This window comes from Ohtaekwangia sp., assembly GCF_036786105.1.
Lineage (GTDB): Bacteria > Bacteroidota > Bacteroidia > Cytophagales > Cyclobacteriaceae > Ohtaekwangia.
Genome location: NZ_DAIQRQ010000013.1, coordinates 1 through 22,966, shown reverse-complemented (window position 1 = coordinate 22,966; position 22,966 = coordinate 1). Strand labels below are relative to the sequence as shown.

Below are 22,966 nucleotides of genomic sequence, written 5' to 3'. Positions count from 1 at the left end.
TCTATAAGCTTAGATGCGGTCTCAAACTTCAATTTATACATCAACCTTTCTCTTCCTGCTGGCATATTCAGACGGAAGAACCTGGTAAATCTCCTTGAAATACTTGGCGAAATACCGCGGGTTATTGAAGCCCACCCGATAGGCAATTTCCGAAATTGTAAGCTGGCTTTTTTCCAGGAGTTGCGTGGCATGCTGCATTCTGATATTGCGAATAAATTCCCTCGGCGATTTTCCCGTAAGCTCGTGCACTCGCTTATAAAAAACGGAACGACTCACCCCGAGCTCCTGCCATAAATCTTCTACGCTCAAAGCTGCATTGGAAACGTTTTTCTCAACCAGTGCTACAATGTTTTGAATAAACTGTTCATCCTGCGACGTAATATCAAGTTCGGTAACATGTATACCAAATTTCCTGATCAATGCATTTTTCAAATGTTCGCGCTGAGAAATAAGCGTGCGCATCCTCGATTCGAGAATCTGAAAATTAAAAGGCTTGTTAATATAATCATCGGCTCCGCTTTCAATTCCTTCCAGGCGATCGGAATCGGCAACGCGCGCGGTTAACAGAATAACCGGGATATGATTAAATTTCTCGTGAGCTTTCAGCTTCGCGCAAAGTTCAACCCCGCTTATGCCAGGCATCATCACATCGCTCACTACAATATCCGGTGGATCGGACAATATTTTTTTCCATCCTTCCTCGCCAGAGTCTGCCTCGGCAATACAATATTCGTGTTTCAGGTTATCTTTGAGATAGAAACGGAAGTCTTCATTATCCTCAACCAAAAGCACCACGGGTTTATCTCTCAGTACAGCATGTTCACGGGCCGTAGCCTCGTTTTCCGGCTCACTAACAGTTACCTCCTGGGGAATATATTCCGGCAAATGCCCCATCTCTTTTAACGGGATTCTTACGGTAAAACATGAACCTTTTCCTGGTTCACTCTCCACCCGGATTGTTCCTCCGTGTATCTGAACAAACTCCCTCGTGATGGACAGTCCTATTCCGCTTCCCTGGTTTATCACGGTTCGGGGCAGATCACTTTGAAAAAAACGCTCAAATATCTGTTTCTTTTTTTCCGCCGAAATGCCGATCCCGGTATCGCTCACATTAATTTCAAGGAAGTTTACGTTGTTCTCTTCCACGAGCTTCAGTAAAACAGACACTTCCCCTTGGGCCCGTGTGAATTTAAATGCGTTCGATAAAAGATTAAACAGAATCTTTTCAAGTTTATCATGATCAAAAACGGCTTGCAGTGAAGTAACCGGAGAACTGAAATGGAGGCGTATGTCTTTCTTTTCGGAAAGATCTGAAAAGAAAGAAACGGTATCGCGGATCAACGCTATGATGTCGCCCTGCGTGGGATGTAATTTAATATCGTATACTTCCAGCTTTCGAAAATCGAGAAGCTGGTTAACGAGGTTCAAAAGGCGCTTACCGTTTCTCCGCATAAGTTCAAAATATCGCCGTTGTTCTTTATCGCGTGTCTGTGCGATCATCGTTTCAAGTGGCGAGAGGATCAGGCTAAGCGGAGTTCGGAACTCGTGACTCACGTTTGTAAAGAACTTTGTCTTCATACTATCCAATTCACGTGCACGAAGTGTTTTCTCCCGCTCCTGCTCCACCGCATACTTCATTTTTTCACGCTCCTGGATAATCCTGCGGACTACCAATAAAAGAGCAATGACAACCAGCACGTACAGCACGAAGGCGGTGTTGCTCTTCCAGAAAGGCGGTAGCACTTTTATTCTCAAAGACGCGCCTTCTTCATTCCACACGCCATCATTGTTTGCCGCCATAATGCGAAATACATAATCTCCGGCATCAAGATTAGTAAAAGTGACCTTACGCGACTTGCTGTCTGCCATCAGCCACTGCTTATTAAAACCTTCCAGTTTATACCTGCACGCATTATTTTCAGGCTGAATAAAATTCAAGACTGCAAACTCGATCGAAAAAACGTTCATGCCGGAAGGCAATACAATGGATGGCTGTTCAACAACAGATTTATTGAGAATTACTTGTCCATCGATGTGTTCCAGCGGGCGTACAGTTTTATTGAATAATTGAAAATCAGATATGATTACCTTGGGCTTTCGATCGTTCTGCCTGATTTTCTCCGGACGGAAAATGTTTAACCCATTGGAACCACCAAAAATCAGCTCACCGGCCCGCGTTCTTAACGCTGCATTCTCATTGAACTGCTTGCCCTGAAGTCCATCGGCTTCTGAGTAATTGCGAAACGTCAGGTTCATTGCCTCTGTAATAATCATCTGCGTGAGTCCATTGGGTGTAGTGAACCAAAGGTGTCCAGATGAGTCGTCCAGCATCGTAACCACGGCGTTATGCGGAAGTCCGTCTTTTTGGGTAAACGTCCTGAATGTCTCGGTGGCTTTATCAAAAAGGCTCAATCCTCCCAGCGTTCCCACCCAGATTCTGCGCCTTGCATCCTGGTATATGCACAGAATACTGTTGTCGATCAATGTTGAGGATTTGTTTCCTTCCTGGTGATAATGAACAAAATTTTCACTTCCTTTTTTCAGAACATAAATACCATTCGATGTTCCAACCCAAACACTCCTCTCGTCATCCTCCATCAGCACGGAGATATAAGGGCAATACAATGTAGTTTCACCGTGTCCCAGGATACGCCTGAAAACCTTTTTTTCGCGATCGAACAAATTCAAGCCTCCGTCCAGTGTGCCGATCCAGAGGCGCTTTTGAGAATCTTCCAGTATCTCCCACACACTGGTTCCTGAAAGGCTTTGGGGATTTACCGGATCGTTTTTATAGTGTGTAAAATTCTTTCCGTCAAAGCAGTTAAGGCCGCCAAAATAAGTCCCTATCCACAGTTTCTTTTGATGATCAATAAAAAGGCTGACAACTACATCACTGCTCAAACTGTTTGCATTCAAAGGATCATGGCGGTATGTTGTAAACTTTCCGTTTTGCCGGTTAAAATAAATTAATCCTCCTCCATTCGTACCAATCCATAAATTACCCAGATCGTCTTCTACCAGGCGATTGATGTCCTCGAACGGCAGACCATAAGGTTCTGAATATTGATTGCATAGCGGAAACCGCCGGATGTTTTCGTGGTAATAACTCACTCCTTTTTTAAAAGTGCCTACCCAGATGATCCCCTCATCGTCTTTAACCATTGTAGTGATGCTGTTCTGTGAAAGACTGCTTTCATTTTCCGAGTGGTGCTGGATATTGCGAACGCGGAATGTCTTTTTATCCACTACGTTTATTCCACCGTGATCAGTGGATATCCAAATCTGGCCACTGTTGTCCTGTACAATGGCAGTGACAATATCATTGGTAAGCCTTGCTCCTGCAGACCTCGAATGGATATGTGTCAACTTCTTCATCTTTACATCATAAAAGAAAGCTCCCAAGGGGCGGTTGACGAAGTAAATCCAAAGGTTGCCATCACTGTCAATCAGCATATTGCCATACAGGTGAGAATCGCTGCTGTTTATTTCCTGGGTAAACGTGCGATCCCTGTAAACAACCCTGGAGCCGGACTTTGTCAATACCAGGTTTTCAAGTACTCCATTCGAATGAAACAACCAATAGGATTTGTCAGGATGCTGTACGATAGCCGTAACGTTGTTGGATGATACTGTAGTAATATCGTGTGGATTATGCCTGAGATGTAAAGAATGCTTACGCTCGGGATCATAACGCACAACACCCGAGTCTGAAAGTAAGAACCAGTACTCTCCATCGTTGTCTTTCACAATCCTGGTCAGATTTTCAGTTGGAAGTCCAAAGGAGTCGCGGAGCTGTGATGGGCTATAGGAAAACGTTTCATCCCCGGAATTATAAAAACAAATACCGGATGAGGTGACAACGCACATTCTTCCATCGGGGCTTTCAAAAAGACTTCTTATATCATCATGTAAAAGCGAGGTTGAATCGTTCGGATCATGGCGATAAACTTTGACGGTGTTTCCATCATAGCGGTTCAGGCCTGAAATCGTGGCGACCCATAAGAAACCCGTTTTGTCTTTACAAATGCCAGTAACCCGATTATGAGAAAGCCCGTGAGTCGCATTGACGTGTGTAAACCGGTAATCCTGCCCAAACACTCCGACACCACTGCAGACCGATAAAACTGCAGCACAAAAAAACGTTGATAATCTCATTCTATTCCCCGTTCGAAATTCCATCATCAAAAGCATTGAATGGGGTAGTTCAAACTGCCAGCTACCGCGATGGAAAACCGGGAACAAAACAATGAAACAGCCTTGCGTTTTTATCGCATGCACCATTTCATTAACCCGTTTCCAGATCAACAGCTTCGGTAATTCACCGGTTCAACCTTGGGCTAACAACAAACACAACGGATTACCACTTGTGGGATTGATCTACCCTGATCAGTATGTCAAGTAATCCTTTGTTTGAAGGTATGATTTTTTGATTTGCAATCGTTGTAGGTATACTTTTTATATAGCATTTTTGGATTATTATAATCCTACTTTGCCCAGGTTTTGTGGTCTTGTCCACTATTGTCTTAACGCATTACGCGTGACCAGCCCCTTTAAGTGTTGCTGCATCATTTTACTCCTCGCGCGACTTTCAAATCCTTCTGCCAGGTAGTCTTGTTAAACCTTTACAGGGGTTTAAACGATTAATCGCCTTTCAGTAAATACCGTTGGACAAATCTGCAGGCGTGAACGAACCAGTATAAAAGTTTCTAACTGAATTTAAACGACAACCCAGGTAAATATCCTGTATGACCTTTGTTGCGTACATTGGTATATACTTTCAGATAACATTAACCAGAGAACATTTATGAAATACACACTTCTTATATTGTTTTTACTTACCGGCACTTGTTCTATTTCTTTTAGCCAGGAAAAGCAATCCCGCAAAACCGAAAAGCACAGCCCCGTTGTTGAAGAGAAAGGATTGATCAAAGTGTCCGTCATGTATCCTTTTGCAGAAGGCAAGACTTTCAATATGGAGTACTACGAAACGAAACACATGCCCATGGTTGCAGCATTTCTCGGCTCGAACCTGGTAAAATATACCATTGAAAAGGGAGTTGCCAGCGGCATTCCCAACCAGCCATTACCGTATATGGCAATTGGAACTTTCTATGTGAAGAACCTCAGCGAGTACCAGGCGGCCATTGCTCCCAACAGAGATGCTATAAGAGCCGACTTCGCAAATTATACCAATGCAACACCTGTAATTCTGATTAGCGAAGTGGTAAGATAACCGCGAAAGGTTGTTAACCTTTCGCGATCTTCCCTCCTAATTGTCTTGGTTGCTGATAACAACCACAATAATGTTTTCTCCGCCGGTATATTTAGGGTGAGTGGATTTTGATTTACCGATTGAGACCGTTGGATAAAACGGAGAATAGAGCCTGTCATCAAAAATATATTTGCAGTAAATGGAAAGCCGGCTAATTTTAATTAAGTTAGTTTTCAAATTTTCCGTCTGACATCTGAGCCTTCAGGAGAGCTTCTCTTTTATTACTTTATCCAGAATAAAGATGGACGTTTAAAAGTGATAATATATATTTAGAGACTTCATATCCTTAAACAAAGACAGTTTTACAAGTGAATTACACGACTCATTAACGTTTGCTTATCCTACTGTGCTATGCTTATGAAATTTTGGTTTACACTTTTTTTGGCCGCTTCATTTTTTCTTAGCGGTGCTCAATCCAAAAATGCAACAAGAAAAATAATAGACGTACATCTTCATGCCCGTCACTTTGATTCGTACGGCAAGCCTCCCATTCCCAACCCGATAACAGGCCAGGCACCTGCGTGGAAGAGTGATGATGAAGTGGTAAAAGAAACGTTATTGATATTAAAAAAATATAATGTCGTTAAAGCCATTACTTCCGGAAGCCTTGATCGGATAAGCGAATTCCATCAAGCTGATCCGAAAGTAATTATTCCTTCACTGGATTACCCCGATCCAAAAAACAATCCTCTTCCGGATACATCAACCTTTGTCCGGCTTTTCAAAGAAGGAAAGTTCCTGGTGTTTGGCGAACTGGCCCTTCAATATGAAGGGCGGCAGTTAAATGACCCGATACTCGATCCATACCTGAAGATATGCGAACGACTACAAATTCCGGTCGCACTTCATACCGGTTTAGGAGCGCCCAATACACCCTATATGTGTTGTCCGAAATTCCGTACAAGTCTTGGCAATCCGCAACTGGTTGAAGAAGTGTTAATAAAATATCCGCGATTAAAACTTCAACTGATGCACATGGGCTATCCGTATCTTGCAGAGACCAAAGCAATTCTGTACGAGTATCCTCGCGTATATGCAGATATGTCTGTCGTTAACTGGATACTTCCTGCAAAGGAATTTTACAATTATCTGGAAGCTCTTATCGATGCAGGATTTGGCGACCGGATTATGTACGGGTCAGATCAGATGGGGTGGCCTGATGCTATCAGCCTTTCGATTAAAAATGTAGAAGCTGCTCCGTTTCTTTCCGAGTTACAAAAGCAGAATTTATTCTACAACAACGCAGCAAAATTCTATAGCATTGACCGGCCGGAGAAGTAGCGTTTATGTTTTTTTATGCTCAGGACTGAGTAAAGAAAATCGCCTGTAAATTGTAAGCCAACTTTATTTCTGGTATTCAATTTTGATAACATGCCAGGGTGAACTCACCTGCATTTTATTTTCACCATTACTACATCTCCTGCTTCTTTGTTCATCAGCGCATGTAATTTGAGTCAGCATTTCAATGCTTTATTTCAAAATATACCAGAAGAATACGTTAATTTTTTCTCAGGCAAAAATAAAGTTATTAAATTGATCGTAACAGAATCTGAGTAAATGGGAAAAGAACAGAATACTTAACGTGATATTAATTCTTTGATTATTGTTGGAATCGTCAGGCGCAGTATTTTCTGAACAAGTAAGTAAATTGGACGAGCGAGATTATGAACTATTGTATAGGAGGCATTCCGGCAATGAAAACGGGATTATTCGTTCTGATTCTTACTTTGATTATCTCCGCCGGTATTGCCCAGCCGCAACAGATCCGCTTTAAAAAACTTTCCATTGAAGAGGGCCTCTCCCAAAGCACCGTTGAAACTATCTTAAACGACAGCGAAGGCTATATGTGGTTTGGCACCCGGGATGGCTTAAACCGTTATGATGGAAATAAGATTATCGTTTATCATCATAATCCCAAAGATTCAACGAGTATATCCAGCAGCGAAATCAATCACGTTTTCGAGGACAAGGCAAATAATTTGTGGATTGCAACCACCCGGGGAATAGACCGCTTCGACAGACAAAAGGAAATCTTTATTCATTATCGAACAAATAAAGGTGATATAGATGCATCGAGGTTCGTTCAAGACAAAAAGGGCAACCTGTGGCTGGCCAGCTGGGACGGCCTATATAAATTTAATGCAAGGGAAAATCGCTTTATGCTTTTTCACATACAGCCAGACACTATCCGGATGGATGTACCTCAGATTATGGAGGATAATCAGGGTTTTTTATGGATAAATTCGTTGTGGTTTATTGCAAAATTTGATCCTTTAACCGAAAGGCTGAAATATTACTTTCACGATCCAAACAACCCGAAAAGCCTGAGCTTCGGACCACGCCCCTTTACTTTTCAAGATAAAGATGGGAACATCTGGATTGGTTCAATAGGCGGTGGACTTTGTCTTTATAATCCTGCCGATGACAGCTTTACCCGGTATCTGCATGATCCCGCCAATCCCAATAGCCTTTGTCATAATGAAGTGCTTTCCATAACACAGGCCGAGAATGGTGAGCTGTGGATCGGTACACAAAATGGAGGAATCAGCATCTTCGACTATAAGAAAAATCGTTTCAAAACCCTGAAGAAGGATATTAGCAATTCCACAACGCTGAGTAATAATTCCATTCACTGCCTCTACCGCGATCGCAGCAACAACATGTGGGTAGGAACCTGGGCCGGTGGCGTCAATCTTTTTTCACGCTATGGTAACAAGTTTACCAACTACAATGGAGTACTCAATTTTGATAACCCGAACATTTATGCAGTAAAGGGAGATGCCGAAGGCAATATCTGGATTGGAGTAGAAGATGGAGGATTGGTAAGCTTCGATCGGGAGACAGCAAATTTTACCTTTTATCCAAACCAGCATGCCGGAGAATTCCTCACCAACGTAATCTTCTCCATCTCGGAGTATAACAAAGATACGCTGGCCATTGGCTATCACCGGGGCAGCTTTGCCTTTTTCGATAAACGGAAAAAACTCTTTACACATTACTTCGCAAAAAAAGGAGAACCTAATAATGCTACTCCCTCCCCGCCTATACCTGGCAATTTGATTGGTTTTACGAAGACATGTATCCTGAAGGATCATGAAGGAAATTTGTGGATAACCGACTGGGGTTTTGGCGTGAATGTTCTCGATAAGAAGTCTAAAAAATTTACCAACTATTTTCAGGATCTGAAAGACAATACCAGCCTCAACGGTACGCAGGCATTCGTTGTTTATGAAGATAAACAGGGAAATATATGGATTGGCACCGACAAGGGACTCAATCGTTTTGACAAGAAAAGTAAACGGTTTATCCGGTATCAGAAAAAAAGCCGTTTCGACTATGGTGTAAGCAATACCGTTTTCTCTTTGTTTGAAGACAGCAGGGGAATTTTTTGGGTAGGTACATCGGGAGAAGGCCTTATGTCTTTGGATCGCAAAACCAATCAGTTTGTTCGCCATGCTGAGCTGGAAGCATTGCCCAATAATGTTATCAATGGCATACTTGAGGACGATAAGGGAAATCTCTGGATCAGTACAAACAAGGGTATCTCCCGGTATAATCCCATTAAAAAGACAATTCGTAATTATGATGTAAAAGACGGACTGCAGGGAAATGAGTTCAACCGGAATGCCTGCTATAAAGCTCCTGATGGCTTTATGTTTTTTGCGGGCACCAATGGCTTCAATGTATTTCATCCGGATAGCATCCACGATAATCCCCATTTACCTTCTGTTGTAATTACAGGGTTTCAGCTATTCAATAAACCGGTTTTACCGGCAGAAGCAGGTTCGGTACTCAAAACGGCTATCAACGAGACCAGGGAAATTACACTGTCTTATAAACACTCGGTGTTTTCATTTGAGTTTGCTGCGTTGGATTTCACATTGCCGGCTAATAATCAATATGCCTATATAATGGAAGGCTTTGATAAAGATTGGATATATGCAGGCAATCGTCACACGGCAACCTACACAAACCTGGATCCTGGCACCTATACATTCAGGGTAAAAGCTTCCAACAACGATGGGATGTGGAATGAACAAGGAACTTTCATAATTATTCACATCCTGCCTCCCTGGTGGATGACCGCCTGGTTTAAAGCCGCTGCTGTCCTGTTCCTGGGCGGAACAGCGATCGGGTATTATAAGCTGCGAATGCGTGCCATCAAACGACAAAACCGGAAGCTGGAAAATTCGGTTGTTCAGCGAACCCATCAGCTGCAAATGGCAAACGAGGAAATTAGTAAAATCAACACGGAACTCATGATCCGGGAGGAAGAAATTAAAGTACAGAATGAAGAGCTTGCTGCCCGTAACAATGAACTCGTCAGCAAGCAGGAAGAAATTGCCTCTCAACGCGATCTGCTGGCCGAACAGAATCAAAAACTAAACGAGGCACGGGAAACTATTGAAGCACACAACCAGATCCTCGACCTGGAAGTAAGAGAGCGCACCAAAGAGTTGGTTGCTTACAATCATCAACTGGAGCAGTTTGCATTTATTGCCGCCCACAACCTCCGCGGGCCAGTAGCGCGTATTCTCGGCCTTGGACAAGTCATGGAACTCTCGCAAAATAAGCCTGACGATGAAAGAATTATTTTTAACAAACTGATTATTACTACACAGGAGTTAGACAGAGTCGTGAAGGACCTCAATACAATTCTGGAAATACGAAATAACAACAAGCTTGATGTATCGGAAATAAACCTGGAAGAGGAGCTGCGCGCGGTCCAAGCCAATTTAACAAATGAAATTACCGAGACCAAGGCAGAAATCAGGGCAGACTTCACAGCAATCAATACCATTCACGGTGTGAAGCCCTATATCTATAGCATCCTGTTTAATCTCATTAGCAATGCGATTAAATACCGGCATCCCGACCGCACTCCCTGCATCATCCTCCAAACAGCAACCCAGAACGGGTATATTTGTCTCGAGGTAAAAGACAACGGTTTAGGCATCGACCTGGGAAAACATCAGCAACAGCTTTTCAACCTGTATAAAAGATTTCACACACACGTAGAAGGCAAAGGCATGGGATTGTATTTGGTAAAAACACATGCAGAAGCTATGGGCGGCAAAATTGAAGTGGAGAGTCAGGTTAATATGGGTACCTCATTCAAGATTTTCCTGAAGGATATTGTTGCAGATTAAGTAAATATTAATTGCAATTTCTTCAGGGACTTTTCTTATACCGGAAGCCGGCAATCACTCTGTTATTGTAACGTGAGTATAATACCCGCGAAACCACCGATTCGAGTGATAATGTTATCAGCTATATATCACGATATGAAGCATACTGTTATGCTGATTAAGGCATTTATTCCGGGGGAAAGAAATAGATATTATAACTTACTCGGTATACTGTTCGTCAATACCCTTCACAATATCATTGATTCTTGATATGCAGGTATTATAGCGATTAATAATCTCTGTCGGGAAAGCGCTCAATGTAGCCAACATAATTTTCGCCTGATCCAGTTTTATAACATCTTCAATCATCAATCGCTTTTGAGCTTCGTCAATACGGGCGTTCTGTTCAACAAGAATGATAAGCCGGTCCTTCTGCAGGTTATACAACTGTGTTGCGCTAAGCAGGGATGGAATTAACTCCTGGTAAAGATCAAGAATATCGTTCTGCAGTTTCTTATTCTCGATGTTTCCAATCTTGCCGGAAGATTTGAATCCTTCAAAACGTCCGTTGTTCTGAACGAGTTCTACCTTATTGAAGATCGCGTTTGTGTACTTTTTCAAACTATCTGATGCACCAACAGCATCTGTTTTCCTAAAGCGAAAATAAAGAAATGCAGTTTGCTGATATTTGTATCCCGCTTTGTCAGCCTGCATTTCAGAAAGGTCATTCGTTAAATCGTTTTTCAGTCCGATTAAAAATTCCTTCACTTCCTTCTGTTGATGCCGGTGTTCGGCCATGTCGTGAAACCAAATAGTAATACCCACCGCAAATACGATGATGAATATTTCAACAAAGAACTCTTTTATCTTATGAATGAGGGTATTATCACTACCGAAGATACGATATGCCTTTTTGGAGTGTTTAACTACTTCAAGTTCTGCCATAAGTACGATTGCAAAAACTCAAACTTAACGTTTTTTTTAAAATCAGCCCTTGCGTTTTTAGCTTTCTTCATTTGTCCCGAGGCGGATTGTAACTTTTTTGGCCTCTCCGGGAAGGAACCTTAATAGTTGTACAAAATCGGGCGAAATCAATCATTTCATTCCCCTCCCTGCTGAAGGTCAGCAATCTCTTCAAATTCATCTTCCAGCTTAACACTCAGCCTTTCAAAGATGCGGAAGTAACGCGTATAGGTTGCATGGTCTTGCTCCCTCGGGTAAAGAGTTTCCTGAAATGGCGTGCTTCCCGCAGCCTGCTCAAGATCGGAATATATACCCATGTCGATCGCGTTCAGTAAAAAAGCTCCTCTTGCCGCGCTGCTGAAATTCGTTACCGTATGCACAGGCTTATTAAAAATATCGGCCATCAGTTGCGCACAAAAGGGAATAGTGGCAAAACTGCCATTGATGGAAAGACTGTTTATGGCGCGATGCTCCTGTAATATTTTTCCAATGCTATATATCTCGTACAATATACCTTCAATGGTTGCGCGTATAAAATGCGATCGTTCATGTTTGATATTTATACCGAAATAAGATCCGCGAGCATTGGCATTCCACAGTGGTGCGCGCTCGCCCAGTAAGTAAGGCAGGTATATCAGTCCGTCAGAACCCGCACGAACGTTACAGGCTTCCCGTATAAGTCCTTCCATAATCTGCTCGGTATCGAACGGTATTCTGAAATCTCCAAACTGTTTTGCAAACCATTCAAATACAACGCCACCGTTATTGGTCGGGCCACCGGAAACATAGCAGTTCTTGGCAATGAGGTAATTGAAGAAACGCTGTTTTTCATCGCGCAATACTTCCTTTCCTACCACGCGTACCGCGCCACTGTCTTCGATGGTTACCGTTGCTTTATCTTCGCGCCACGTACCGGCTCCTAATGTAGCCATGCAGCCATCGCTTGAACCGATCATAATCTGCGTATCAGGCGATAATCCCAGCGAAGTCTGATATTCTTTACGCAATTTACCCGGTGAGCTGAACACCGACATGAGTCGCGGCAATCGATCGGAGGTAATGCCTGCAAATTCGAGGGCCGTTGGCTCCCACTCCATGGTATGTATATTAAGCAAACCGGTAGCCGATGCAAGACTATAATCAATCACATACTCACCGGTAAGCTGTTGCAGGATGTAACTCTTCATCGACAGAAATTTAAAGGCTTTGGAGAACCTTTCGCTGTCGTTATTTTTCAGCCACGCTATTTTAATCAACGGCGACATGGGATGTATAGGTGTGCCTGTGGCATTGTAAATTACTTTGCCTAAAGGCGATTGTTTTAACTCATTGGCTTCCTTCTTTCCGCGGTTGTCGGCCCAGGTAATCACATTGCCCAGCGGCACACCCTGGTGATCAATTGCCAGTACGCTGTGCATCGATGCCAGAAAGCAAACTGAACGAATGCTATACATCTTCGGATGCAGCTTCTCGGTGATTAGATTTTTAAGCACATATAGCATGGTAATAAAAATCTGCTCAGGGTCCTGCTCGCTATAGTCAGGCTGAATATGAAACGTTGGATACGATCCCTTTGCAGATGCAACTACATCGCCCTTCAAATCAAATGCAAAAACGCGCACCGCATTTGTTCCCAATTCTATCGTAATGATGCATTCCATGGTATAGTATAAATAAAGTTTATGTCTTTTTTCGGAATTCAACCGGTGTATATCCGGTTAGTTTTTTAAAGGTTGTGGAGAAATGCTGAGAAGAATAGAAACCGGTTTCCAATGCTATGGTGGTTACATTCATCTCCTGTTTCTTCAGCAGTTTTATGGCTTCTGAAATACGAATGTTGATAAGATAATTCAGCGGAGAGAACCCGGTATAGTTTTTTACTTTTTCAGAAAATGCTGTTGTTCCCAACCCGATAAGGGCCGCCATTTCTTCTACCGTCCATTGATGCGACAGGTTTTGTCTCAATGTTTCCTCCAGTTTTGTAAATGTCTGCGGAAAGTCTCTTCGTAAATTGGTTTGATGTGTTGATTGCCGGACAATTAAAATCAAAAGGTCATCAATAAGATGATTTACACGGGTAGTATACCCTATCTCCTGTTGAAACAATTCATCTCGGATCGCCTGCAACGTAACAAACGCTTCTTTAACTCTTACAAGCACCGCTGTGTTGTTCAGTTGTAGTATACTGCTTATGGTAAGGCTTTCGGTTTCTGATAATCCGCTCCACTTGCCCAGTACCATTTTTCTATTTTGCCCAACGCGCTCAACATCAATACAAATCCAGCAGAAAGTACCGATGTCTATAAATCCCTTGCTGCCGCCAAAAGGTTGCCCGGGAAGAATGATGGCCAAATCACCGGGATAAAGAACATGGCACCGATCATTGATCAGCCATTCGAATTTTCCATCGAGTATATAATAAATCCTTATACTATCTGTAATCGTGGTGCTGAGAGAGTCGAGCTGTATACTGGTATTTTTCCGAACGCCAAATTCACGGATATGACGAAAGCCTATCAGCTCTGGCGAATGCTCCTGACGTAAGTAAAACTGATTCATCTATAGTCACCCGTTAAAGACTTACCCGTTGTAATCTGACATTACCTGATGGCAAATGTGGAAAAAACAGCGCGGTCTGCAAACGATGATGACTAATATTATAGCAAGTATGCCAGGTGTTTAAAATTCATCACCGTTGTTTATTAGAAGTTTGTTTTCTGTAGTCTGGTCAGCTTGCACACCTAAGCCAGACATTCTATTCTGTGAGCGTCCGTTTGACTATATATTCTTTCCTGGTATTGCTATCGTCATGCCTGTTGGTTACTGATTGCTCGTTTCAGAAATCAGAAGCAGCGTTTCCGTTTTTAGATACATCCCTTGCTATAGATCAACGTGTTGATGACCTGATGTCGAGAATGACACTGGAAGAAAAGATCAGTCAGATGATGAACGATGCTCCCGCCATTGAGCGGCTGGGAGTACCGGCCTATAACTGGTGGTCTGAAGGATTGCACGGTGTGGCGCGTGCAGGTATAGCAACTGTTTTTCCGCAGGCTATTGGATTGGGCGCTACCTGGAACCAGGACTTACTCTACCGTGTATCAACAGCTATCTCCGATGAGGCCCGCGCCAAGCATCAGAATTTTATAAGCAAAGAAAAACGGTTTATATACCAGGGCCTTACACTGTGGTCTCCGAATATCAATCTCTTTCGCGATCCGCGCTGGGGCCGCGGTCAGGAAACGTATGGCGAAGATCCTTTCCTCACCGGATCGCTTGCCACTGAATTTATAAAAGGACTTCAGGGAAACGATCCGCAGTATCTCAAGACCATTGCTACCGTAAAACATTTCGCGGTGCACAGCGGGCCTGAACCTGAACGACATGTTTTTGATGCGGTAACAAATGAACATGATTTATATGATACGTATCTGCCACATTTTGAAATGGCTATCCGGCAGGGCAAGCCTTACTCGGTTATGTGTGCCTATAACCGATACAATGGTAAGCCATGCTGCGGGAGCGACAAACTACTGAACGATATACTCCGAAATGACTGGGGCTTTAGCGGCTATATTGTTTCCGACTGTGAGGCCATCACTGATATTTATAAATACCATAAAGTAGTAGCCACGCCCGAAGAAGCCGCCAGTATAGCTGTGAAGGCCGGCACCGATCTGGAGTGCGGAAAGGTATATCAACACCTGAAAGTGGCTGTTGAAAAAAAACTGATTACAGAAGCAGAAATTGATGCCGCCGTAAAAAGACTTTTTACAGCACGCTTCAAATTAGGCATGTTCGATCCCGCAGACAAAGTAAAGTATGCACAGATTCCATATACTGTTGTAGACAGCAAGGAACATCGCACACTCGCGCTGGAAGCAGCCCGTGAGTCTATTGTTCTACTGAAAAATAAAGACAATATACTTCCATTGAAGAAAGACATTGGCACCATTGCAGTTATCGGACCAAATGCAGATCAATGGCTGATGCTTCTGGGAAACTATAATGGTGTGCCCTCCGAAGCAATCACTCCCTTGCAAGGCATTCGGGAGAAAATTTCTGACCACACCAAGGTACTATTTGCCCAAGGCTCTGAACTGGCGGAGGGTATGCCGATGTTCTATACCGTTCCTGAAAATATACTCTTCACACCGGAAAATAAACCCGGTATATATGCCGAAGTCTTTAACAACATTACACTGTCAGGTCAGCCACTTTTTTCAGAAGTAACGCCTACGCTGAATGCTAACTGGAAAGATAAAGCTCCGCGAGAAGGAATGGACGATGACAACTTTAGCGTACGCTGGACGGGAGAAATTAAACCTGAAATTTCAGGAACATACCAGCTCGGTTTCATTACTACATGCAACACCAGGTTGTATATAGATGATAGTCTTGTTGTGAAAACCGTTTACCATTTCCGTGATGAATATGGCGACCCGCGGCTTAGAAAGTCTGCGCCGCTTGAACTGAAGGCGGGTAAGAAATATAAAGTGGTGGTTGAAGCGATTGAAACCTTTGCAGATGCACAAGTGGAACTTGTATGGGCAGCGCCGAAACCGGATCTCAAAAAGAAAGCACTCGATGCCGCACGCAAAGCCGATGTTGTAGTCATGTGCATGGGCCTTACGCCACGCATGGAAGGTGAAGAGATGGATTTAAAAATAGAAGGGTTTCGTGGCGGTGACCGAACCAGCATTGATTTACCCACAGTGCAGCAACAACTGATCAAAGATATCGCTGCGTTGGGCAAGCCGGTAATACTTGTTTTATTAAATGGAAGTGCACTGGCCGTGAATTGGGAAAATGACCACGTGCCGGCAATTGTAGAGGCATGGTACCCCGGGCAGGCTTCCGGCCGCGCCATTGCGGATGTTCTGTTTGGCGACTATAATCCCGCAGGAAGATTGCCCGTTACATTTTATAAATCGACCGATGAGCTGCCTTCTTTTGCTGACTATAGAATCAGCAACCAGACGTATCGATACTTTGAAGGAACACCGCTATATCCTTTTGGTTATGGGCTTAGCTTCACATCCTTTCAGTATTCAGACCTTCACGCCACAAAATTTTCCGGTGATTCAATAAAGGTTTTTGTACGTGTAAAAAATATTGGCCAACGTGAAGGCGATGAGGTTGTTCAGGTATATGCATCGTCAACGCCATCGGCAAACAAAAAATTTCCGATTCGCTCGCTGGTTGGATTCAGGCGCATTCATCTGAAAGCCGGTGAATCGCGCGAAGCAACATTTGTTGTAAAACCTCCGCCTGGTTCTTCCCCTATACTTCACATCAGTGCCGGAGGCTGTCAACCCGATACAAAGGCAGGCGGCACATCAAACGTATTAAAAACAACTATATCTATACTATAATTCTACTTGCCTCATGAAAGCCTATAATACCAAACACGGAATTGTGATCGAGCATCTGGGAAGTTTTTTTTTATCACGTGAATCTGACTGGGATGCTTTTATAAACAGGCAGAAACTGTTCGCAAAAATATTGGAAGAAATCAGAACATTAAATCCTGATCCATCGCTTGAAGATTTTTCGAAACCGAATTTACTGGCTCCTATATCAAAACAGGAAGTATGGGCTTCGGGTGTAACCTATCTCCGAAGTCGTGAAGCACGCATGGAAGAATCCAAGAGCGCAGGTGGCGGTGATTTCTACGCGCGCGTCTATGAAGCTGAACGGCCCGAGCTGTTTTTTAAAGCGCCTTCTCACCGAACCGTTGGGTCGGGCGATCCCGTTCGCATCCGTCACGACTCACAATGGAATGTTCCCGAGCCGGAACTGGTGTTATTCATCTGCTCATCGGGTTCTATTGAAGGATATACCATTGGCAATGATATGTCTTCGCGCGACATTGAAGGAGAAAACCCCCTGTATCTTCCGCAGGCAAAATGCTATGACGGATCAACGGCCATCGGCCCGTGTGTGTATATACCGGAACATCCGATTGACGCTAATTCAAATATCAGCATAGACATTTATCGAAATGCAGTACCTGTTTTCTCCGGACAAATTTCAATCAGCCGCATGAAGCGAAAACACACTGAACTCGCTCAATATCTTTTTAAAGAGCTCACGTTTCCATACGGTGCTTTTCTCATGACGGGTACCGGCATTGTTCCGCCTGATGACTTCACATTACAATCGGGTGACCGGATCAGGATAACCATTGAAAATATAGGTACACTGGAAAACACGGTAGCCTGAACATTATATGGTAACGATAGAAGGAATACAACTCATTGGATTTGATAACAGCGCCGCAGGCAATGAACATTTTAGTTCGATCAATCCTGCTACCGGCGAAGTGCTCCAATATACTTTTCGAAAAGCGACCGAAAGCGAAGTAAATATAGCGAGCGAGAAAGCAGCGAGTGCCTTTCAAATTTACCGCAGAAAGTCAGGCATTGAAAAGGCTATATTTCTGGAAACAATCGTTGATGAAATTCAAAACCTGGGCGACCAGCTTATCGAAACATGCTGTGCAGAAACAGCGCTGCCCAAAGCGCGAATTGAAGGAGAGCGAAGTCGCACGCTTCATCAACTGCTGATGTTTGCAGCCATGCTCCGCGAAGGCTCCTGGTTAGATGCCCGGATCGAAACAGCCGATGCGATGCGAAGTCCGTTACCGAAGCCCGATATACGCTATCTCCACATTGGTCTCGGACCTGTTGTTGTTTTTGGCGCGAGTAATTTTCCTCTGGCATTTTCAGTTGCCGGCGGAGATACAGCGTCTGCGCTGGCAGCAGGATGTCCGGTAATTGTCAAAGCTCATTCAGCACACCCTGCTACTGCCGAACTCGTTGCTAAAGCCATTCGTGCTGCAGCAACAAAAACACAAATGCCCGATGGTATATTTTCGCTGTTGCATGGTGACGGACAAGTGGTGGGCATCAAACTCGTAACCCATCCACAAGTAAAGGCTGTAGGATTAACAGGATCATTCACAGCAGGCAAAGCACTATATGATGCAGCCGTAAAGCGAAAAGAACCTATACCTGTATATGCCGAAATGGGCAGCACCAACCCGGTCTTTATTCTGCCGGAAGCATTGCAAACACAACAGGAAAAAATCGCGAAAGGATTTGCTGCATCGGTTACACTCGGTGTCGGGCAATTTTGTACGAACCCGGGCTTACTGGTATATGAGAAAAATACTTCGGCAGCGGCTTTCCTTCAACGTCTTGCCAGGGAGTTTGAAAATACTTCGGGAGGACCAATGCTTACTGAAATTATTTTCAAGTCTTACGAGCAACGTATAGCACACCGCGCAACCCTGCAACACCTGGAAGTATTTGCCGATGGAAAAAAAACAACGGGCAAGCACTGCGCTGATCCTGTGCTTTTCAAAACCACCGGAGATATATTCGAGAAACATCCTGATCTGGCGGAAGAAATTTTCGGCCCCACCAGCACGATCGTTGAGATGGAATCGAAATCTCAGCTCCTGGCAGCAGCCAAAAATCTTTCCGGTCATTTAACGGCAACGGTTCACGGCACCGACAACGATCTGGCATCTCACCGGGATCTGCTGGATATACTCGAGCAGAAAGCGGGACGCATCGTGATCAACGGTTTCCCTACCGGTGTTGAAGTTTGCCATGCCATGGTTCATGGAGGGCCTTATCCGGCCACTACAGACGGTCGAAGTACATCGGTTGGCACTGCGTCTATATTCCGCTTTACACGTGCTGTATGCTTTCAGAATATGCCGGATCAACTATTACCGGCCGAACTGCAAAATGAAAATCCACTCGGCATCTGGCGACTCGTTAACGGTATACGCACCAAGGACAGGATTCAATAAAGACTGCAATACTCTCCGATGATCAATGCCATCGCGCTCGCAGGGAAGTAAAAACATTGGCTCATTTTAAGAATAACAGTATGACGTACAGAAGCTCGGAATGGTTTGGCAAGAAAGACAAAATGGGATTTCTCTACAGGAGCTGGATGAAGAACCAGGGCTTTCCTGAAGATCTTTTTGATGGCCGGCCGGTAATAGGAATCTGCAATACATGGTCTGAGTTTACACCCTGCAATGCGCACCTCCGCGATATAGCAGAAAGTGTAAAACGCGGTGTATATGAAGCCGGAGGTTTTCCACTGGAGTTTCCCATTATGTCGCTGGGAGAAACGTTGCTGAAACCAACGGCGATGTTATTCCGAAACCTCGCGAGCATGGATGCTGAAGAATCGATACGGGGCAACCCGATTGATGGCGTAGTGCTGCTAACCGGTTGTGATAAAACAACACCCTCTACCCTTATGGGTGCCGCGAGTGTCGATTTGCCAACCCTGGTTGTTCCCGGTGGGCCTATGCTTAATGGTAAACATCAGGGCCGGGACATTGGCTCCGGAACCGCCGTGTGGAAGTTGACCGATGATCTGAAAACCGGCAAGATCACCTACGAAGAATTTTCTCACGCAGAAAGCTGCATGTCGCGCAGCCCGGGACATTGCATGACAATGGGCACTGCCTCTACCATGGCGTGTATGGTGGAAGCACTAGGCATGACGTTGCCGGGAGCCGCAGCAATTCCCGCAGTTGACTCGCGTAGAAAAGTGCTGGCGCAGCTTTCGGGCAGACGCATTGTTGAAATGGTAAAAGAAGACTTGAAGATTTCGAAGATCCTTACACGCCATGCATTTGAAAACGCCATTAAAGTAAACGCCGCTATTGGCGGATCTTCCAATTTTATTATCCACCTCACAGCGATAGCCGGTCGCGTTGGTGTAAAGCTGAACCTGGAAGACTTTGATACCATTGGCAGTAAAATACCATTGCTGCTCAACCTCATGCCATCGGGTAAATTTCTGATGGAAGATTTTTATTACGCAGGAGGTTTACCCGTAGTGATGAAAGAACTGCAGTCTGTACTGCACATGAATGCCATTACTGTAAATGGAAAAACACATGGCGAAAATATCAAAGGCAAAGCCGAGTGCTATAATAACGATGTAATTGCCTGCTATAGTAATCCGTTAATAGCAGAAGCAGGCATTGTTGTATTGAAAGGAAACCTCGCATTGAACGGCGCTGTTATAAAACCTTCTGCTGCCACTCCCGCGCTGATGAAACACAAAGGAAGAGCAGTAGTATTTGAAAATATAGAAGACTACCACAGTCGTATAGATGACCCCGACCTGGATATAGATGAGACGTGCGTGATGGTATTGAAAAGCGTTGGCCCTGTTGGTTACCCCGGTATGCCTGAGGTTGGCAATATGGTTTTGCCTAAAAAATTATTGGACAAAGGTATAACTGATATGGTTCGTGTTTCGGATGGCCGCATGAGTGGCACAGCATACGGCACAGTGGTGCTACACGTTTCACCTGAATCCGCCATTGGCGGAAACCTGGCGTTGGTTGAAAACGGTGATCTGATCGAGCTGGATGTGAAAGCAAAATTACTTCATCTTCATGTTTCGGATGACGAACTCGCCAGGCGCAGAAAAAACTGGAAGCAACCGGATGCTATCATGGAACGCGGATATGTTAACCTCTATGTAAATCACGTACAGCAGGCAGACAAAGGTGCTGATCTTGATTTTCTTGTTGGCAAGTCGGGCTCAAAAGTTACAAGAGATAGTCATTGACAGCACTTCCCCAATGACGCTCATAACGCTGGTTGCCTGCATCGCTTTACTCGTTCTGCTCATTACCTGGGCAAAGGTAAATCCATTTCTTGCCTTCCTGGCGGTTGGAATGCTGGCAGCTATACTTCTGGGCATTCCTATTGAACATGTGGCCAGGTCGGTGAATAAAGGCATCGGCGATACACTCGGTTCACTGGTAATCGTAATTGTACTGGGCGCCATGCTCGGAAAGCTGGTGGCCGAGAGCGGCGCAGCCCAGCGCATTGCACTCGTTATGCAACGCATCTTTGGCACCCGGTATTTAGTCTGGGCTATGACACTCACCGGCTTTATAGTCGGTATACCGCTGTATTACAACGTGGGGTTTATGCTTTTGATACCCATCATTTTCTCGGTTGCGTACCAATACAAAATTCCACTGGTATATACCGGGTTACCCATGATGGCATCGCTGTCGGTAATGCACGGCTTCCTGCCGCCGCATCCCTCGCCTGTGGCGCTTGTTATGCAGTTCAACGCCAATATAGCCACTACGTTTTTGTATGGTTTGCTTATCGCTATACCTGCCATTGTTATAGCCGGACCATTGTTTGCTCAGACGCTGAAAAACATTTCGTCTAAACCGGAGGTTGCGCCTGTTCTTGTTCACAAGCCTGCGTGCGACCTTCCCGGAGTTGGTAACAGTTTTGTCTCTTCTCTTTTACCTGTGCTGATTATAGCCATCACCACCCTCCTTTCGCGCATCTTTGCCACGCATGATTCAATCGTAAAGATTTTAGCATTTGCTGCCGACCCAACAACAGCCATGACACTTACTATATTGATCGCAACGTGCACACTCGGCATTGGTATGGGAAAGAAACTATCGCAGGTTATGATGGTATATGGTGAAGCTGTAAAAGACATTGCCATGATTCTGCTGATTATAGGAAGTGCAGGTATACTAAAACAAATTCTTGTAGACAGTGGCGTGAACAGCGAGATAGCAAATGCTTTTAAACATTTTGACTTACCTCCCCTGGTGCTGGCATGGATTGCCACAGCAGCTTTGCGTTTAGCGCTGGGATCAGCCACGATTGCCGGATTAACAGCTGCAGGCGTTGTCTATCCGCTAATGCAGGACAAAGCCGTAGATCCTAACCTGCTGGTACTTTCCATTGGTGCCGGCAGTTTATTTTGCTCGCACGTGAATGACACCGCCTTTTGGCTTTTCAAAGAATATTTTGGATTAACAGTCCGCGATACATTTCGCACCTGGACATTGATGGAGACGATTATATCAATCATCGGATTAGCAGGTGTACTTTTGCTAAATGCGATCAATATGTAATGGCTCCCTGTTGGTATTCTTCAACAACAACGTACGCACAGCAGTTAATATTTTTGCAATATAGTATAGTTGCCCGCCTCAAATGATTCTTCCAGTGGATTAAGCCCAACAGATTTTCTTCTATTGTTTACATGCTTAATATCCTTGATTGGGTAAATGTTGTATTTACCTTCCTTTTCATTATAAGTATATTGTGTACCGTAAAGTTGTGGTTTATTATAAGAAACCCGAATTCTGTCAATCATTAACGCCACGTCTCCTTTGTCTGACTCTCCTTGCCTGGCCGATTTCTTTAACAAGGGCAGGTACTTATCCATGTATTTAATTTCAGAATGTTGGATGGTAAAAAATATAGCTTTATTGCCATTGTATCCAACCTGGCTCTTTCCGAGCCATCCATATTTTTCAATGATCGCAGTTACCGTAACCAGCGATTCTTTATCGAAATGAATTATTAAGTTATTCAGGCTATCCATTTGCGATGAAGACGCACCATATTTTTGAATAGTTTTCATGACATGCCTTCGATAGGAAAGGCCAGTATCGTTGATGCCTTCGAGCAGATGCCGCAAACTGTCCAGAGGTTGTGCTGTTATACTCCCTGGGCACAATGAAACAAATGATATTAGTAACAAAGCTCGAATTGTCATTTTG

Annotated in this window: 13 protein-coding genes and 1 pseudogene; 8 read left to right on the top strand and 6 right to left on the bottom strand. The window is 44.1% G+C overall.

Annotated features, from left to right (window positions below):
- Positions 1-33 precede the first annotated feature (33 nt).
- Both V7Q33_RS08420 and V7Q33_RS23395 read right to left on the bottom strand, forming a co-directional pair.
- The gene (locus V7Q33_RS08420) at positions 34-3,747 is read right to left on the bottom strand and encodes a hybrid sensor histidine kinase/response regulator transcription factor (RefSeq protein ID WP_333819548.1); all 3,714 of its coding nucleotides are present in this window, start codon (positions 3,745-3,747) and stop codon (positions 34-36) included.
- Between the two features lie 246 nt (positions 3,748-3,993).
- Positions 3,994-4,155, bottom strand: a pseudogene (locus V7Q33_RS23395) (two-component regulator propeller domain-containing protein); the annotation flags it as partial.
- Between the two features lie 649 nt (positions 4,156-4,804).
- Between V7Q33_RS23395 and V7Q33_RS08415 the strand changes: the two are divergent.
- The 3 genes from V7Q33_RS08415 (at position 4,805) to V7Q33_RS08405 (ending at position 10,422) form a co-directional block, all read left to right on the top strand.
- Positions 4,805-5,233 (top strand): EthD family reductase, encoded by a 429-nt coding sequence (locus V7Q33_RS08415; protein WP_333819547.1) that lies wholly within the window; start codon positions 4,805-4,807, stop codon positions 5,231-5,233.
- A gap of 390 nt (positions 5,234-5,623) precedes the next feature.
- Positions 5,624-6,553 (top strand): amidohydrolase family protein, encoded by a 930-nt coding sequence (locus tag V7Q33_RS08410; RefSeq protein ID WP_333819546.1) that lies wholly within the window; start codon positions 5,624-5,626, stop codon positions 6,551-6,553.
- A gap of 383 nt (positions 6,554-6,936) precedes the next feature.
- Positions 6,937-10,422: a two-component regulator propeller domain-containing protein gene (locus tag V7Q33_RS08405; protein ID WP_333819545.1), complete on the top strand. Its 3,486-nt coding sequence runs from the start codon at positions 6,937-6,939 to the stop codon at positions 10,420-10,422.
- A gap of 198 nt (positions 10,423-10,620) precedes the next feature.
- Here V7Q33_RS08405 and V7Q33_RS08400 read toward each other — a convergent pair whose 3' ends face one another.
- The 3 genes from V7Q33_RS08400 to V7Q33_RS08390 all read right to left on the bottom strand — a co-directional run bounded on the left by V7Q33_RS08400 (position 10,621) and on the right by V7Q33_RS08390 (position 13,923).
- The gene (locus V7Q33_RS08400) at positions 10,621-11,346 is read right to left on the bottom strand and encodes a hypothetical protein (RefSeq protein ID WP_333819544.1); all 726 of its coding nucleotides are present in this window, start codon (positions 11,344-11,346) and stop codon (positions 10,621-10,623) included.
- Positions 11,347-11,501: 155 nt separating this feature from the next.
- Positions 11,502-13,025: a gluconokinase gene (locus V7Q33_RS08395; RefSeq protein ID WP_333819543.1), complete on the bottom strand. Its 1,524-nt coding sequence runs from the start codon at positions 13,023-13,025 to the stop codon at positions 11,502-11,504.
- A gap of 19 nt (positions 13,026-13,044) precedes the next feature.
- The gene (locus V7Q33_RS08390) at positions 13,045-13,923 is read right to left on the bottom strand and encodes an AraC family transcriptional regulator (protein WP_333819542.1); all 879 of its coding nucleotides are present in this window, start codon (positions 13,921-13,923) and stop codon (positions 13,045-13,047) included.
- Between the two features lie 203 nt (positions 13,924-14,126).
- Between V7Q33_RS08390 and V7Q33_RS08385 the strand changes: the two genes are divergently transcribed.
- From V7Q33_RS08385 to V7Q33_RS08365, 5 genes are all read left to right on the top strand, one after another.
- Positions 14,127-16,739, top strand: a complete 2,613-nt coding sequence (locus tag V7Q33_RS08385; RefSeq protein ID WP_333819541.1) for a glycoside hydrolase family 3 C-terminal domain-containing protein — start codon at positions 14,127-14,129, stop codon at positions 16,737-16,739.
- Positions 16,740-16,752: 13 nt separating this feature from the next.
- On the top strand, positions 16,753-17,589 hold the full coding sequence (locus V7Q33_RS08380; RefSeq protein ID WP_333819540.1) for a fumarylacetoacetate hydrolase family protein: 837 nt from the start codon (positions 16,753-16,755) through the stop codon (positions 17,587-17,589).
- 7 nt (positions 17,590-17,596) lie between these two features.
- Positions 17,597-19,189, top strand: a complete 1,593-nt coding sequence (locus V7Q33_RS08375) for an aldehyde dehydrogenase (NADP(+)) (RefSeq protein WP_333819539.1) — start codon at positions 17,597-17,599, stop codon at positions 19,187-19,189.
- 80 nt (positions 19,190-19,269) lie between these two features.
- A complete protein-coding gene (locus tag V7Q33_RS08370; RefSeq protein WP_333819538.1) occupies positions 19,270-20,982 on the top strand; it encodes an IlvD/Edd family dehydratase in 1,713 nt (570 codons plus the stop codon).
- A 13-nt stretch (positions 20,983-20,995) separates the two neighbouring features.
- Positions 20,996-22,312, top strand: a complete 1,317-nt coding sequence (locus V7Q33_RS08365) for a gluconate:H+ symporter (protein WP_333819537.1) — start codon at positions 20,996-20,998, stop codon at positions 22,310-22,312.
- A 44-nt stretch (positions 22,313-22,356) separates the two neighbouring features.
- Here V7Q33_RS08365 and V7Q33_RS08360 read toward each other — a convergent pair.
- A partial coding sequence (locus V7Q33_RS08360) for a DUF6624 domain-containing protein (RefSeq protein ID WP_333819536.1) occupies positions 22,357-22,966 on the bottom strand: 610 nt, incomplete at its 5' end.